Origin of the sequence: Rhizobium sp. WYCCWR 11152 (genome assembly GCF_013087615.1) — a bacterium.
GTDB classification, from domain to species: Bacteria; Pseudomonadota; Alphaproteobacteria; order Rhizobiales; family Rhizobiaceae; genus Rhizobium; species Rhizobium indicum.
The window spans coordinates 1-14152 of record NZ_JABFCP010000011.1; the positions used below are offsets into that span (position 1 = coordinate 1).

Consider the following 14152-nt stretch of genomic DNA (forward strand, 5'->3'; position numbering starts at 1 on the left):
TCCCGACAAAGGCTGCCGTTCCGATGTAGGTGAGGTTCTCGACATTGACGCCAAGCGTATAGCTTGCCGATGTCGCGCGAACTGTGTCGATCCCTTCATCAGCGGCTTCGGTGACGATGTCGGCGGCATTGTCGACGATATAGGTGTCGTCGCCCGCACCGCCGATCAAGCTGTCCGCACCGGCTCCGCCGTTCAGCACATCATTGAAGGCGCCGCCGGTGATCGTGTTGGCAAGCGCATTGCCGGTGCCGGTGAAGCTGGCGGATCCCGTATAGGTCAGGGTCTCGACATTGTCGCGGAGCGTATAGCTTGAAAGCGCCGTCTGAACTGTGTCCGTCCCCTGATTCGGGCTCTCGATCACAAAATCGAAATTATCGTCGACAACATAGAGGTCGTTACCCGCCCCGCCCACCATCCAGTCGGAACCAGCCCCTCCAATCAATGTGTCAGCGCCGGCACCACCATAAAGGGAATCATTTCCGGTATTGCCCCAAAGCGTATTGTTCGCCTCATTGCCTATAATGTTGTCGTTGCCGGAGCCAGCCTGAACATTCTCGATCAATGACGCAACGTTGCCGTTATAAAGAAGCGCGTTGAAAATGTTGCCGCGGGCATAGTCACCCCACAGATCGGCCAACTGGCTCTGGGAAAAGACCGAATACCCCCCTGCTCGCAAATCAATCTTGAGGGCGGTAGTATAAGCGCTCAAATCATATGTATCGATACCGCCGCCGTCCCAAACTGTCGCGAAGATCCGGTTGGCATCGGGCGTGATGGCGGCCACCCCGTCGACATAGGTGACGCCTTCGTTCGGATTCCACTTATAGACGGTATCGCCACTGTTCGTCGTGTAGTCCGCACCATACATTTGCTGCAGGGCGGCGATGTCAAGCATCATGAAAGTCTGTGGCGCGCCATCGGGCTCGTACTTGTATCCGCTCGTCGTATTATCTCCGACATATGTGCGGTAGGTCATGATCGTATATTCGACCGAATCGTAGGCGCGCGGAACGACTGTGGGATTGTAAAAAAAATCCGGTTCAAAAGAATGTTTCAGTCCGAGAGCGTGACCCAGCTCATGCGCCAAGGTGTGTCCCGCATAGTTGCCGAACTCCGGATAGCGATAGTCGGATTCCGTGCCGGCATATTCCGTCCCGAACCAGACATCGCCGCCGCTGATGCCAGCATCCGGATAATAGGCCCATGCCGTCGGAGGCAGGGACGACTGAGCGAACCGCACGGTTGCGGTATCGGCGCTTCCCGCCACAAAATCGGCGTTCGTAAATCCCTCTACCGAAAAACCGTCATTTGCCGCGTTTCCATAGGATTGCTCCATAAAAAACAAGGCTGCAGACTGCTGTTGCGAGGAAATCGACGAGAAATCGAAATCTTTCTCGCCGTTATAGGAATACGATGTGGAGAGAGTGGGAAACGCATAGGTTATCGTTCCATCCCAGGCAACGCCGCTGAGAAGCCCGTCAATTCTCTGATCCCCAGTCGAATTGACGTACTTCATCCAACTAATAAGGTTCGTCATAAAATACCCGTTTGCCTATTCCATTCGGCCGCGCCTAATGCCAGTTTCCGTCTGCCCCAAATCGGGGGAAAATTCAACTAAAAGCTTTATTTCTCTTCAGGAAGTTTTTGACCTTAGTAACCAACGCTTATGAAGCCTTCATCCGCAACCTCAATCAAAGGCTAGAAGCTATTCCAGGATCCTGTGCTCGCCCGTCCGAACCTCCGCAATTGCTGCCACAGCGGCACTTAAATTGACGTTACGGTCATCTGCTGAAATTTAATAAGTCTCAGGCTTGGTGATATCGGGAGAGCGAGAGGTCCGCATTGTTTGGGCGCCGCCGAACGTTGTCTTCGCCTGTCGTGCCGCGGGGTCGCCCTCACGGCTTGCCGCGTCGGATACGAGGATCGCATCTGCCGCAATCTTGGTGACGTGGGCTGCGATCGTTCCGTAGTGAAGGGAAATGCTTCGAGCTTGACGACAGCGTCCTGTCCGACCGTGGTGAAGCCGATCCTTGTTCAAAGCGTAATTTGGAGATCAAACGCGCTCCCCAAGAAAAATGGGCGAAGCTGAAATCCCGCTGAGCTGGTCAGCTTGAAAGCCTGCTCCGGGCGTTCTCCGCCAATTCCTGCACCCGGTCTACGGGGATGCGGCCGATCAGCATGAAAGCGTGTGTCGCGTTCGACCAATAGACGACATTCATACCTTTGCGGCTTTCCAGGTCCGGCGCCTTCGGCCCCTTGTCAGACTTGACGATGCAGAGCGCCATCGGCCCGGTCTCGGGGTCGAGATAGGCGATCTGGGCGAGCGTCTTGCCGTCATATTGCAGCAACTGGGCGCGTTTGAAATCGATGCCTGGGAGCGAGACGGCTTCGGGGGAGAGTGACAGGCCGAGTTTTTCGTCAAGACTGGCGAGCTGGGCGGCCTGGTCCTCCCTGCCGGGGACGGGGCCGGCGAGCGTTTCGGCGGTATAGAGCGAGATATAGTCGGCGACCACGGCGCGCCATTCGCTGTTTTCGTCCTTTGCCGACAAGCCCTTGCTAATGCCGATGACGGCGCGGTCGATCGCGATGCCGGCGACCAGCGAGGCGGCGAGCGCGCCGAGGAAGCGGCGACGAGTGGCGAATGCGGGCGCGGGGCCGGATCTTGCGGGCGACGCCGGCATGGCGGCGAGCATCGCTTCCAGCTTCTCGCGTGGAGCTTCGGCGAGCAGCGGGGCGAAGGCTTGTTCGAAGGGCAGGTTGGCGCGCGCCAGGAATTCCAGCCGTTCGGCGGTGCTCTCGTCTTCGTTCACAATGGCCTCGATGCGCGCAGCCTCTTCGGCTGTCAGTTCGCCATCGATGAAGGCGGTCAGGTCCTCGTCGGAGGGAATGGTGTGTTTCTTCGTCATTGCCGTCCCCCTTCCGGTCCGGCGTCGGAGAGCTTGGCGCGGGCGGCCGCCAGCCGGCTCATCACGGTTCCGATCGGAATATCCAAAATGCCCGCAACCTCGCGATAGGAAAGTCCTTCCACATAGGCGAGGAAAATCACCGTCCTTTGCGCCTCGGGCAGCGCATTCACCTGTTTCAGCACCTGGTTCGCCATCACATGCGTTTCGGTGTCGTGGGCGCCGTCGAAGGTCAGCGTCTCCCCGGCATCGACGAAACCCTGGCCCTGGCGCACCCGGCGCGAGCGGATCTCGTTCAGCCAGATCGAATGCAGGATCGAAAACAGCCAGCGGTCGAGCCGGGTACCGGGGATGAACTGATCGGCGCGCTCGAGCGCGCGAAGGCAGGTCGCCTGCACCAGGTCGTCGGCGACATCGCGCTGATGCGAAAGAACGAGACCATAACGCCAGAGCCTTGCCAGATTTTCCGTCAGGCCGCTCCTGATATCCGCTTCGCTCGCGATGGCCGCCTCCGCCAATCCTGCATCCCTCGAAACCGCCGGATGAACCGGCGATTCCATTCTCGCGCGACTATAGGCAGGAAAATGGGTGCGCGCGACCGACATTCTTACATCCCTTTCGTGCTTCCATTTTCCCGCCCCGTGGCCTGCTGATCAGATCTTCGAGGGATCGAGGATTGCAGCGTTCAGATCCTGATATTCTTCGCAGCCAGTGCCGCAGATCGCCTTGATTGACTTCAGCTGGTCTTTGGCGAGATCGAGCCGGCCCTTGATGACATAGGCTTCGCCGAGATATTCGCGGACCTTGGCATATTGCGGATCCATCTTCACCGACTGCAGGTAATAGGAAATGCCCTCGTCGGTGCGGCCAAGCTTGCGGGTGGCATAACCACGATAGTTCAGCACTTCGGCGGTGTTCTGGTCCTTGACCGTGTCGAGCATGGCAAGCGCCTCCTCATAACGACCGGCCTTGGCCAGCGAATAGGCATAGTCGGCGCGGTTCTCGTCGGAGACGTTGGCGCTCTGCTGCTTGACGCATTTCTTGGTCTTCTGGTCGTAGATCTCGCCCTTCTTGCAGACCGGCGTCGTGCTGCTGTCATCGCCGATCGCAAAAACCGGACCGGAGAAAACAGAAGCGGCGAGGCAGCCGCCGAGAAGGAGGGAAGCGATGCGGGCTGTCATGATCGTCATGGGGAAACTCCTCGAAAGTGACGTTGCGAGGAGAGAACACCGCTGCGCCTGGCTTTATTCGGCAACCTTCCCACTTTCTCCATCACTGCTTCGTGAAGCAGACGAGGTCGAATAAATCATCGGCACCGCGTGTTTTTCGTTCCGCCGGGAACGACAAGGAGAATTCCGTGACCGATACCGTGAAACTCGTCAGCCTCGCCGTCGCCACACCCGAACATGTCATTTTCCAAAAACAGGCGCTCGAAGCCTCGGCCCGGCTGTTTGCCGACCGTTTCGAGGATTTTCGCCACCTTGCACGCGTCTTCGACAGCGCCGGTATCGAAAAGCGCCATGCGGCGCGGCCGCTTGCCTGGTTCGACGAGCCACATGGCTGGCAAGACCGGATGCAGGCCTTTGCAGAAGTGGCCGGCGGGCTTTTCGTCGAGGCTGCCAGCTCGGCCCTTCGCCAGGCAGGCCTTGAGGCCGGCGATGTCGACTGTGTCGTGACCGTCTCCTCCACCGGTTTTACGACACCGAGCCTTGATGCGCAGCTTAGCCGCAGGATGGGTTTCAGACCCGATATCGAGCGCGTGCCGGTCTTCGGGCTCGGCTGTGCCGCCGGCGTGTCAGGCTTTGCGATCGCCTCGCGGCTGGCGCGAAGCCGGCCGGGCACTGTTGTGCTTTTCGTCTCGATCGAGCTTTGCACGCTGGCCTTCCGGCTGGACGAGCTGACGCGGCCGAACATCATCGCGACGGCGCTTTTTGGCGACGGCGCTGCCGCCTGCGTGCTTCGATCAGGCGAGAACGGGTTGGCGGAAGTGGAGTCGACTGGCGAACATCTCTTTCCCGACACGCTCGATATCATGGGCTGGAAGATCGATGACGGCGGCTTCGGCATCGTGCTGGCGCAATCGCTGCCGCCGTTTGCCGAAAAGGAGCTCGGCCCGGCGGTAATGGCCATTCTGGCCCGCAACGGGCTGAGGGTGGAGGATATCGACCGCTTCATCTGCCATCCCGGCGGCATGAAGGTGCTGGCCGCGATGGAGAGCGCGCTTTCGATGGTGCCGGGCACACTCGATCACGAGCGCGCCGTGCTTGCCGAATATGGCAACATGTCCTCGCCGACCATCCTGTTCGTGCTGGAGCGGGCAATCCGCGCCGGATTGCCGGCGCGCTCCGCGATGATCGCCATGGGGCCGGGCTTTTCGGCGAGCTGCGTGACGCTCCGGAGGGTGGCATGATGTGGCCGTCGATCGCGCTTCTGGCCTTCGTGACGCTGCAGCGCCTGGGCGAACTCGTGCTCGCCCGGCGCAACACGGCGGTGCTTCTTGCCAGAGGCGCCAAAGAGGCGGCACCCGAGCATTATTCCGTCATGGTAGCGCTTCATGCCGGCTGGATTATTGGTCTCTGGCTGCTCGCCCCCGGTAGGCCGGTCGAGCTCTTCTGGTTTCTGGTGTTCATGGGGCTGCAGGCGCTGCGACTCTGGGTGCTGGCGACGCTGAAAGGCCGCTGGACGACGCGTATCATCATCCTGCCCGGCGCGCCGCTCGTCAGCTCCGGGCCCTATCGCTTCCTCCGCCATCCGAACTATGCGATCGTCGTCGGCGAGATCGCCGCCCTTCCCCTCGCCTTCGGCCTACCGCTTTACGCGATCGTCTTTTCACTTCTCAACGCGCTTATCCTCCATGTCCGCCTGAAGGCTGAAAATGCCGCACTGAAAAGCGCAATGATTTTGAAATGAAGGCGATTTTTCGTTTGCGCCGCCTTGTCGACAGGGGCATTTTCACCCCGATAAACTTAAGCGGAATGCAAGCGGAAATGACGAAAAACGCAATCGTGCTCGGCGCCGGCATCGTCGGGGTTTCCACGGCCATCCATCTTCAGCGGCGCGGCCGGCAGGTGACGCTGATCGACCGCAAGGATCCGGGCAACGAAACCTCCTTCGGCAATGCCGGCCTGATCCAGCGGGAAGGTGTGGCGCCTTACGGCTTTCCCCAGCAGCTCGGGCTTCTGCTGCGTTATGCGCTGAATAACCGCATCGACGCGCATTATCACCTGCGCACGCTGCCGAGCCAGATCGCCTTTCTCGCCCGCTACTGGTGGAACTCCAATGCGCGCCGCCACGCGATCATTACCCGGGCCTATGCGCCGCTGATCGAAAATTCGATTGCCGAACACAAGGATCTGATCGAGGCTTCGCAGGCGCAAGCGCTGATCCGCAAGGACGGCTGGATCAAGATTTTCCGCACTGAAGCCAAGCGCGACGGGGCTCTTGCGGAGGCAGCACTTTGGCAGAATGAATTCGGCGTGGAGTATGACAGCCTGAGTCCGGCCGATATCGCCCGCATGGAACCTCATCTTACCGGCGATTTCGCCGGCGGCATCCGCTGGCGCGATCCCTGGTCGGTGCTCGATCCGCACGCGCTGACATCGGCCTATCGCCGCTATTTCGAAAGTATCGGCGGCCGCTTCGTCACGGGTGACGCCGCCTCGCTCGGCCCGTACGGCTCCGGCTGGAAGATCCTGACGAGGGAAGGTCCGCTCGAAGCAGAGGATGCGGTGATAGCGCTCGGCCCCTGGGCGGCCGTTGCAACGCGCCGGCTCGGCTATTCATTCCCGCTCGGCGTCAAGCGCGGCTATCACATGCATTATGCCGCCGAGGGCAATGCCGTGCTCAACAATTGGACGCTCGATGCCGAACGCGGCTATCTCCTGGCGCCGATGCGCCGCGGCATCCGCCTGACGACAGGGGCAGAGTTTGCAACGCTCGACGCGCCGAAGACGCCGGTCCAGCTCGATCGCGCCGAAGCCGTGGCGCGCACCATCTTCCCGCTTGGAGACCGGCTCGATCCCGAGCCCTGGATGGGCGCGCGGCCCTGCACGCCAGACATGATGCCTGTTATCGGCAAGGCGCCGCGCCATCAGGGCCTGTGGTTTGCCTTCGGCCATGCCCATCACGGGCTGACGCTCGGGCCGGTGACCGGCCGCGTGCTTGCCGAACTCATCACCGGTGAGGCGCCGTTCATCGATATTGCGGCCTATTCGCCGCGGCGTTTCAAGCCGTGACGCCGAGTGCTGCGAGACCTTTGAGAGCCGTTGCCGCTATGCCGCCCACCGTGTCGTCGATATCAACGGTGACGACGCCCGGCTCGCCTGTGGGCACCTCAAGCGTCGCCAGTTGGCTGTAGAGCAGCGAGACCGGCATGAAATGGCCCTTGCGCTCGCCCATCCTTTTCATCAGCAGCGCCCTGGAACCTTCGAGATAGACGAAGAACAGATTGCCGCCGGCGGCAGCCCTCAGCCTGTCGCGATAGAGGCGCTTCAGCGCCGAGCAGGAAACGATGATGCCCTTGCTCTTCTCCAGCGAGGCCTTGATGTCCTCGCCGATGCGGTCGAGCCAGGGCATCCGGTCCTCATCGGTCAGCGGAATGCCCTTCGACATCTTCTCGACATTGGCGGCGGGATGGAGCGCATCGCCTTCGACGAAGGCCAAGTGCAGGGCTTCGGCGAGTTTCTCGCCGACGGAGGATTTGCCGCAGCCGCTGACTCCCATGACGATGATCGCATGGGATTTGTTCATCTGCTCCGACATGATTTCCTCCTTAGCTTGCCTTCCCGCTCAATCGAGCGGGAAGTGACAGGCATATTGTTGTGCACCCTCACCACTTAGTTCGGGTGAAACCTGGCGACAATAGTCCTGTGCCTTCCAGCAGCGCGGATTGAAGTGGCAACCCGACGGCGGCTTCAACGGCGAAGGCAGTTCGCCCTGCAGGCGAATGCGGGTCTTTTCGCGATCGGGATCGGCGATCGGCGTCGCCGACAGCAAGGCTGCCGTATAGGGATGGCGCGGCCTGGCGAAGACCTCGGCGGCGGGACCGGTTTCCACAGGACGGCCGAGATACATTACCATCACCTCGTCGGCGATATGATGGACGACGGACAGGCCGTGCGAGATGAAGAGATAGGCAAGCCCCATCTCCTTCTGCAGGTCCATCAACAGGTTCAGCACCTGCGCCTGGATCGACAGGTCAAGCGCCGAAACCGGTTCGTCGAGCACCAGCACCTTCGGCCGCAGCATCAGGGCGCGGGCAATGGCGATGCGTTGGCGCTGGCCGCCCGAGAACATATGGGGATAGCGGCCATAATGCTCCGGCCGCAGACCGACGCGGGCCATCATCTCCTCCACCTTGCGGCGGCGGGCGGCGGCGTCGAGACTGGTGTTGATCTTCAGCGGCTCTTCGAGGATCGAGCCGACCTTCTGGCGCGGGTTGAGCGAGCCGTAGGGGTTCTGGAAGACGATCTGCACCTGGCTGCGCAGGCTGCGATCGCCGACATGGGCGGGCTTGCCGTCGATCAGCAATTGCCCCGATGTCGGATTCTCGATCATCGTGACCAGACGGGCGAGCGTCGACTTGCCACAGCCGGATTCGCCGACGACGGCGAGCGTCTTGCCGGAATGCAGGCTGAAGCTGACGCCGTTCAGCGCCTTGACCGTGGCATCGGCTTTGAAGAGGCCGCGGTTGACGGTGTAGAAGCGGGCGAGATCCCTGCCCTCGAGAACAGCGCCCGTCATACGAGATCTCCTGCAGTTTCAACGGCCATGATGCCGGGGTGCCCGAGCGGCTTGCCGTCCTTCAAAGGATAGTTGCAGAGCGCCAGTCCAAGCTCCGGTCCCTGACGGACGACACCGCGATCGCACTCGACCGTGGCAAAGCCGCAGCGCGGCGCGAAGAGACAGCCTGTCGGGCGACCGTGCTGGCCGGGAACGACACCGGCGATCGAGGGAAGACGCTGGCCGACCTTGGCGCGCTCCGGCAGGGCGGCGAGGAGGGCTGCGGTATAGGGATGATGCGGATCGCGAAACAGCGCCCTTACCGGCTGTTCCTCAACCTTCTGGCCGGCATATTGCACCTGCACGCGTTCGGCGGTTTCAGCAACGACCCCCATGTCGTGGGTGATCAGCACCAGCGCCATGCCCTGCTCCTTCTGCAGGCGAACGAGCAGATCGAGGATCTGTGCCTGGATCGTCACGTCGAGCGCAGTCGTCGGCTCGTCGGCGATCAGGAGCTTCGGATTGCAGGCGAGCGCCATGGCGATCATGACGCGCTGGCTCATGCCGCCGGACATCTGATGCGGGAAGTTCGACAGGCGCTCTTCCGGCGCCGGAATGCCGACGAGGTTGAGCAGTTCGATCGAGCGCTGGCGGCGCTCCTTGCGGTTGAGGCCCATATGAAAGCGCAGGGTCTCGCCGAGCTGAAAGCCGACGGTGAAGCACGGGTTGAGGCTCGACATTGGCTCCTGGAAGATCATCGCCATATCCTTGCCGATGATCCTGCGGCGCTGGCGGGCGGAGATGCCGCGCAGGTCCTTGCCATCGAACTGCATCCGGTCGGCGGTGATCCTCGCCGTCCAGGGCAGAAGCCCCATCAGGGCCAGCATGGCCACGGATTTACCCGAGCCGGATTCGCCGACGACCGACAGGATCTCGCCCTTGTCGCAGGCAAGCGATACGCCGTCGACGGCCCGGAAGAGACCGGAAGAGGTCTGGAATTCGACCGTCAGATTTTCAATCTCGAGGAGTGACATCACGACCTCTTCAGTTTGGGATCGAGCGCGTCGCGCAGGCCGTCACCCATCAGGTTGATGGCGAGAACGGTGATGAGGATGGCAAGACCCGGGAATGTCACCACCCACCAGGCGCGCGAGATGAACTCACGGGATTCGGCCAGCATCGTTCCCCATTCGGGTGTCGGCGGCTGGGCGCCCATGCCGAGAAAGCCGAGCGCGGCGGCATCGAGAATCGCCGCCGAGAAGGCGAGCGTCGCCTGAACGATCAGTGGCCCAAGACAGTTCGGCAAGATCGTCTTGAACATCAACCGGAAGGTGCCGGCACCGGCGACGCGCGAGGCGATCACATATTCCTTCTCACGCTCTGAAATGACCGAGGCCCGCGTCAGCCGGACGAAATGCGGCTGGTTGACCAGCGAAATCGCGATCATCGCATTGGTGAGACCGGGTCCCAGCACGGCCACCAGAACGAGAGCCAGCAGCAGCGACGGGAAAGCCAGGATGATGTCCATCAGGCGCATGATTGCCGTATCGATCCTGCCGCGGAAAAATCCGGCAACGAGGCCGATCAGGACGCCTGAAATGACCGAAAGCGTGACGACGACGACGCCGATGAAGAGCGAGAACCGCGCGCCATAGATCAGGCGCGAGAGGATATCGCGGCCGACAGCATCCGTTCCGAGCGGGAAGGAGGCGCTGCCCGCCTCCATCCAGAACGGCACGGCGAGCAGCACCGCACGGTTCTGCTCGTTCGGCTGATGTGGCGCAAAGAGCGGCGCAAGGATTGCGACGACCAGGATGATGGTGAAAACCACGAGGCCGATGACGGCGCCCTTGTTGCGGGAGAAATAATGCCAGAACTCCGCAAGAGCGGATGGCTGGCCGGTTTTGACGGTGACCGTGCTCATGGACCGCTCCTAATGACGAATGCGCGGATTGATGAAGCCGTAGAGAACATCAACAATCAGATTGACCAGCATGATGACGCCGGCGATCAGCAGAAGACCACCCTGGACCACGGCATAATCGCGCTTGAAGACCGAATCGACCATCCATTTGCCGATGCCCGGCCAGGAGAAGATCGTCTCGGTGAGGATGGCGCCGGCTAGAAGAACGCCAATCTGCAGACCGATCGTGGTGATGACAGGGATCATTGCGTTGCGCAGCGCATGCACGCCGACGACGCGCAGCGGCTTCAGGCCTTTCGAGCGCGCGGTGCGGACATAGTCCTCACCCAGAACCTCGAGCATCGCCGAACGCGTCTGGCGCGCGATGACGGCGAGCGGGATGGTCGCCAGCACGATGGTCGGCAGAATGAGGTAGCTGACGGCCGAGGCGAAGGCTCCCTTCTGGCCCGACAGCAGGCTGTCGACAAGCATGAATCCGGTGACCGGCTTGAAGAAATACATCAGCGAGATGCGGCCGGAAACCGGCGTCCAGCCGAGATAGCCGGAGAAGAAGATGATGAGCAGCAGACCCCACCAGAAAATCGGCATGGAATAACCGATGAGGGCAACACCCATCACGCTCTGATCGAACCACGTGCCTCGCTTGACGGCCGCAAAAACGCCGGCGGGCACGCCAAGACAGACGGCGATAATGATGGCACAGAGCGAAAGCTCCAGTGTTGCCGGGAACAATGTGAAGAACTCGCCGAGAACGGGCCGCTTGGTGACGATCGAGGTGCCGAGATCGCCTTGCAGCACTTTTCCGAGATAATCGAAATACTGCACATATATGGGCCGGTCGAAACCGAGATCGTGCATGATCTGGGCGTGACGTTCCGGCGCCATCACACGTTCACCCGACAAAAGCATGACGGGGTCGCCGGGGATCATGCGGATGAACGAGAAGGCTATCAGCGAAACGCCAAGGAATGTCGGGATCAGCACCGCGAGGCGGCCGATGAAAAAACGCAACATAGCAGGTTTTCCAATAGTTTCCGGCGGTCAGGGGAACCTGACCGCCGGCCGCACCCGGCGTTGACCGGGCAGTTTACAGATTTTTTATTATTCGGAAATGTCCACACCGTCGAAGCGGTGAATTCCGAGCGGGTCCATGAAGAAGCCCGAGACCTTCTTGCTCATCGGAACGAAGACCAATGAGTGGTCGAGCGTATTCCAGGGAGCTTCCTTCTTGAAGATCAGCTGAGCCTGTTCATAGGCCTTCGTGCGCTCGGCGACGTCGGCCGTCTGCTTGGCCTTCGTCATCAGATCGTCGAATTCCTTGTTGCACCACTGAGCGCGGTTGTTACCGCCGACAGCGTCGCAGCCAAGCAACGTATCCATGAAGTTGTCAGGGTCGCCATTGTCGCCGGTCCAGCCGAGGATGACGGCACCGTCGCGATTCTTGTCGGACGAGAGCTTCAGATATTCGGCCCATTCATGGGTGACGATTTCCGCATCGACGCCGACCTTGGCCAAGTCGGCCTGCATCAATTCTGCGGCGCGACGCGCGTTCAACATGTACGGACGCGAAACCGGCATCGCCCAGATCTTCATCTTCAGATCCTTGACGCCGGCATCTGCCAGCATCTTCTTCGACGCATCGGGGTCATACTTGTCGTCTACGACGGCATCGTTATAGGACCACATGGTCGGCGGGATCGGGTTCTTGGCAACGGCCGCGGCACCCTGGAAGACGGCGTCGACGATCGCCTGCTTGTTGATCGCCATGTTCAGCGCCTTGCGGACTTCGGCCTTGTCGAAGGGAGCAATCAAGGTGTTGTAGGCGAGATACGAAACGTTCAGGCCGGCTTGCTCGAGCACGGTCAGGTTTTCGTCCTTCTTGAGTTCGGCGACGTCAGCCGCATTCGGATACGGAATGAGGTGGCATTCGCCGGCCTTCAGCTTCTGCGCGCGGACGGCAGCATCAGAGGTGATCGCGAAAACCAGATCGTCGATCTTTTCCTTGCCCTTGAAATAGGTTTCGTTCGCCTTGTAGCGGATAACGGCATCCGGCTGGTAGGCGACGAAGGTGAACGGGCCGGTGCCGAGCGGCTGCTGGTTCAGCTGCGCCATCTTGCCGTCGGCGGCGAGCTTGTCGGCATATTCCTTGGAGACGATCGAGGCGAAGTCCATGGCGAGGTCGGCGAGGAACGGCGCTTCGGGATGGTTGAGCGTGAACTTGACGGTGAGGTCATCGACCTTCTCGATCGACTTGATCAACTCCGGGAAGCCCATGCCGGCAGCATATTCGTAAGAGCCGCCCTCGACATACTTGTTCCACGGATTGTCAGCCTTGAGCTGGCGCTCGAACGAGAAGATGACGTCGTCGGCATTGAAGTCACGCGTCGGCGTGAAGAAGTCGGTGGTCTGGTACTTGACGCCCGGATGAAGCTTGAAGGTGTATTCCTTGCCGTCGGCCGAAACGCTCCAGCTGTCGGCCAGGCCCGGCTCGATCTCGGTGCCGCCATGCTTGAATTCGACGAGACGGCTATAGACCGTACGCGACGACGCGTCGAAGGTCGTGCCTGCCGTGTAGAGGCTCGGGTCGAAGCCTTCCGGCGAGCCCTCGGAGCAATAAACAAGGGTCTTGGACCAGGCCGACGTCGCCATGACGGAAATCAGGGCCGTCGCTGCCAGGAGGACAGAGATCTTTTTCATAATATTGTTTCCCGGTTGTTCTTCTTGATGTTTGGAGATCGTAGAATGCATCTCGATCGACGGTTGATGGAACGATATTTATCTACTGAAAGCAACGGGCTATGCAGAAAAATTTTCCAGCTGGACAATTTTAGAAATTTTCAGTCAAAAATCAGCCGCATTTGGAAATATTCGGACAAAAATGACCAAAATTTTGTCGCATTTGGTATAAAAGCGCGCCCATCGCGACATGCAACCGGCATTTCCCAGCATTCGGAGGCCGATGAGACGCCTGCAAAAACAAAAACCGCGGTTGCCAGGGCAACCGCGGTTCAGAAGCAAATTCTGATCTTTAAATCAGGCGGCGGGGGCAACGATCGCGGGTTTGCGATATGCCGGCTCGCCGGTGATTCCGAGAAGGAAATTGATCTGCGGACGCGCCTTGACGAGGTCGTCAATGGAGTATTCCGAAAGCACTGCAAAGAAGGCGTTGAGCGCCTTGCGCAGCGCCGAATTCAAACCGCAGCTGTCGACCAGCGGGCACTCGACCTCACCGTCATCCTCGAAGCATTCGGCCATGGCGAAGCTGTCTTCCGTCACCCGAACGACGTCGAAAAGACTAATGTCGGCGGCCGGTTTGCCCAAGCGCACGCCGCCGTTGCGACCGCGCACGGTTTCGACCAGACCCGCCTTGTTGAGCGGCTGGAGGATCTTGAAAAGAAAGAGCTCGGAAACGCCATAGGCCCTGGCGATTTCCGGAATCCGGCTCAAGTGTCCGTCGTTGGCAGCACAATACATCAACATGCGAACCGCATAGTTGGTCTGCTTCGTCAACCGCATGCCATTCTCCTGACTCGTCTGTTCAGACCTATATAGGCGGTTTGCTAGTTTTGAACAATTCCAAAATATGAAATTCGCATTCAGCTTA

14 protein-coding genes are annotated in these 14152 nt (G+C 60.2%); 3 read left to right on the plus strand and 11 right to left on the minus strand.

Annotation, left to right across the window (positions count from 1 at the left end; translation table 11 throughout):
• From G9X67_RS21530 to G9X67_RS21545, 4 genes are all read right to left on the minus strand, one after another.
• Window positions 1–1537: M10 family metallopeptidase (locus G9X67_RS21530; protein ID WP_171599631.1), on the minus strand; the 1537-nt coding region annotated here is incomplete at its 3' end.
• Between the two features lie 568 nt (window positions 1538–2105).
• Window positions 2106–2906: an anti-sigma factor gene (locus G9X67_RS21535; protein WP_171599632.1), complete on the minus strand. Its 801-nt coding sequence runs from the start codon at window positions 2904–2906 to the stop codon at window positions 2106–2108.
• Window positions 2903–3508 carry an RNA polymerase sigma factor gene (locus G9X67_RS21540; RefSeq protein WP_171599633.1) on the minus strand — a complete coding sequence of 202 codons (606 nt, stop codon included), beginning with the start codon at window positions 3506–3508 and terminating at the stop codon, window positions 2903–2905. The genes G9X67_RS21535 and G9X67_RS21540 overlap by 4 nt, the downstream gene beginning before the upstream one ends.
• A gap of 48 nt (window positions 3509–3556) precedes the next feature.
• The gene (locus G9X67_RS21545) at window positions 3557–4093 is read right to left on the minus strand and encodes a tetratricopeptide repeat protein (RefSeq protein WP_138334310.1); all 537 of its coding nucleotides are present in this window, start codon (window positions 4091–4093) and stop codon (window positions 3557–3559) included.
• Window positions 4094–4260: 167 nt separating this feature from the next.
• Here G9X67_RS21545 and G9X67_RS21550 point away from each other — a divergent pair, with 167 nt between their 5' ends.
• The 3 genes from G9X67_RS21550 to G9X67_RS21560 all read left to right on the plus strand — a co-directional run bounded on the left by G9X67_RS21550 (window position 4261) and on the right by G9X67_RS21560 (window position 7138).
• The gene (locus tag G9X67_RS21550) at window positions 4261–5313 is read left to right on the plus strand and encodes a type III polyketide synthase (RefSeq protein ID WP_171599634.1); all 1053 of its coding nucleotides are present in this window, start codon (window positions 4261–4263) and stop codon (window positions 5311–5313) included.
• On the plus strand, window positions 5310–5813 hold the full coding sequence (locus tag G9X67_RS21555; RefSeq protein ID WP_171599635.1) for an isoprenylcysteine carboxylmethyltransferase family protein: 504 nt from the start codon (window positions 5310–5312) through the stop codon (window positions 5811–5813). Before G9X67_RS21550 ends, G9X67_RS21555 begins: the two co-directional genes overlap by 4 nt.
• A 77-nt stretch (window positions 5814–5890) precedes the next feature.
• Window positions 5891–7138 carry an FAD-binding oxidoreductase gene (locus G9X67_RS21560; RefSeq protein WP_171599636.1) on the plus strand — a complete coding sequence of 416 codons (1248 nt, stop codon included), beginning with the start codon at window positions 5891–5893 and terminating at the stop codon, window positions 7136–7138.
• Here G9X67_RS21560 and G9X67_RS21565 read toward each other — a convergent pair.
• From G9X67_RS21565 to rirA, 7 genes are all read right to left on the minus strand, one after another.
• On the minus strand, window positions 7128–7667 hold the full coding sequence (locus G9X67_RS21565) for a gluconokinase, GntK/IdnK-type (RefSeq protein ID WP_171599965.1): 540 nt from the start codon (window positions 7665–7667) through the stop codon (window positions 7128–7130). The genes G9X67_RS21560 and G9X67_RS21565 overlap by 11 nt on opposite strands.
• 24 nt (window positions 7668–7691) lie before the next feature.
• Complete coding sequence (locus G9X67_RS21570) at window positions 7692–8645, minus strand: peptide ABC transporter ATP-binding protein (RefSeq protein ID WP_138388049.1); 954 nt, start codon at window positions 8643–8645, stop codon at window positions 7692–7694.
• On the minus strand, window positions 8642–9658 hold the full coding sequence (locus G9X67_RS21575) for an ABC transporter ATP-binding protein (RefSeq protein ID WP_138388050.1): 1017 nt from the start codon (window positions 9656–9658) through the stop codon (window positions 8642–8644). The genes G9X67_RS21570 and G9X67_RS21575 overlap by 4 nt, the downstream gene beginning before the upstream one ends.
• On the minus strand, window positions 9658–10548 hold the full coding sequence (locus G9X67_RS21580) for an ABC transporter permease subunit (protein ID WP_171599637.1): 891 nt from the start codon (window positions 10546–10548) through the stop codon (window positions 9658–9660). Before G9X67_RS21580 ends, G9X67_RS21575 begins: the two co-directional genes overlap by 1 nt.
• A 9-nt stretch (window positions 10549–10557) precedes the next feature.
• Window positions 10558–11562 carry an ABC transporter permease subunit gene (locus G9X67_RS21585; RefSeq protein ID WP_017959055.1) on the minus strand — a complete coding sequence of 335 codons (1005 nt, stop codon included), beginning with the start codon at window positions 11560–11562 and terminating at the stop codon, window positions 10558–10560.
• An 87-nt stretch (window positions 11563–11649) separates the two neighbouring features.
• Window positions 11650–13245, minus strand: coding sequence for an ABC transporter substrate-binding protein (locus G9X67_RS21590; RefSeq protein WP_028758279.1), 1596 nt, complete (start codon window positions 13243–13245; stop codon window positions 11650–11652).
• Window positions 13246–13581: 336 nt separating this feature from the next.
• Window positions 13582–14064: an iron-responsive transcriptional regulator RirA gene (gene rirA / locus G9X67_RS21595; RefSeq protein WP_003545647.1), complete on the minus strand. Its 483-nt coding sequence runs from the start codon at window positions 14062–14064 to the stop codon at window positions 13582–13584.
• Window positions 14065–14152 lie beyond the last annotated feature (88 nt).

Bases quoted from the DNA above. Each gene is read 5' to 3' on its own strand.
- G9X67_RS21570 (WP_138388049.1), bottom strand. From the start codon at position 8,645: ATGACGGGCGCTGTTCTCGAGGGCAGGGATCTCGCCCGCTTCTACACC.
- G9X67_RS21585 (WP_017959055.1), bottom strand. From the start codon at position 11,562: ATGTTGCGTTTTTTCATCGGCCGCCTCGCGGTGCTGATCCCGACATTC.
- G9X67_RS21575 (WP_138388050.1), bottom strand. From the start codon at position 9,658: ATGTCACTCCTCGAGATTGAAAATCTGACGGTCGAATTCCAGACCTCT.
- G9X67_RS21540 (WP_171599633.1), bottom strand. From the start codon at position 3,508: ATGTCGGTCGCGCGCACCCATTTTCCTGCCTATAGTCGCGCGAGAATG.
- G9X67_RS21580 (WP_171599637.1), bottom strand. From the start codon at position 10,548: ATGAGCACGGTCACCGTCAAAACCGGCCAGCCATCCGCTCTTGCGGAG.
- rirA (WP_003545647.1), bottom strand. From the start codon at position 14,064: ATGCGGTTGACGAAGCAGACCAACTATGCGGTTCGCATGTTGATGTAT.
- G9X67_RS21560 (WP_171599636.1), top strand. From the start codon at position 5,891: ATGACGAAAAACGCAATCGTGCTCGGCGCCGGCATCGTCGGGGTTTCC.
- G9X67_RS21545 (WP_138334310.1), bottom strand. From the start codon at position 4,093: ATGACGATCATGACAGCCCGCATCGCTTCCCTCCTTCTCGGCGGCTGC.
- G9X67_RS21555 (WP_171599635.1), top strand. From the start codon at position 5,310: ATGATGTGGCCGTCGATCGCGCTTCTGGCCTTCGTGACGCTGCAGCGC.
- G9X67_RS21535 (WP_171599632.1), bottom strand. From the start codon at position 2,906: ATGACGAAGAAACACACCATTCCCTCCGACGAGGACCTGACCGCCTTC.
- G9X67_RS21590 (WP_028758279.1), bottom strand. From the start codon at position 13,245: ATGAAAAAGATCTCTGTCCTCCTGGCAGCGACGGCCCTGATTTCCGTC.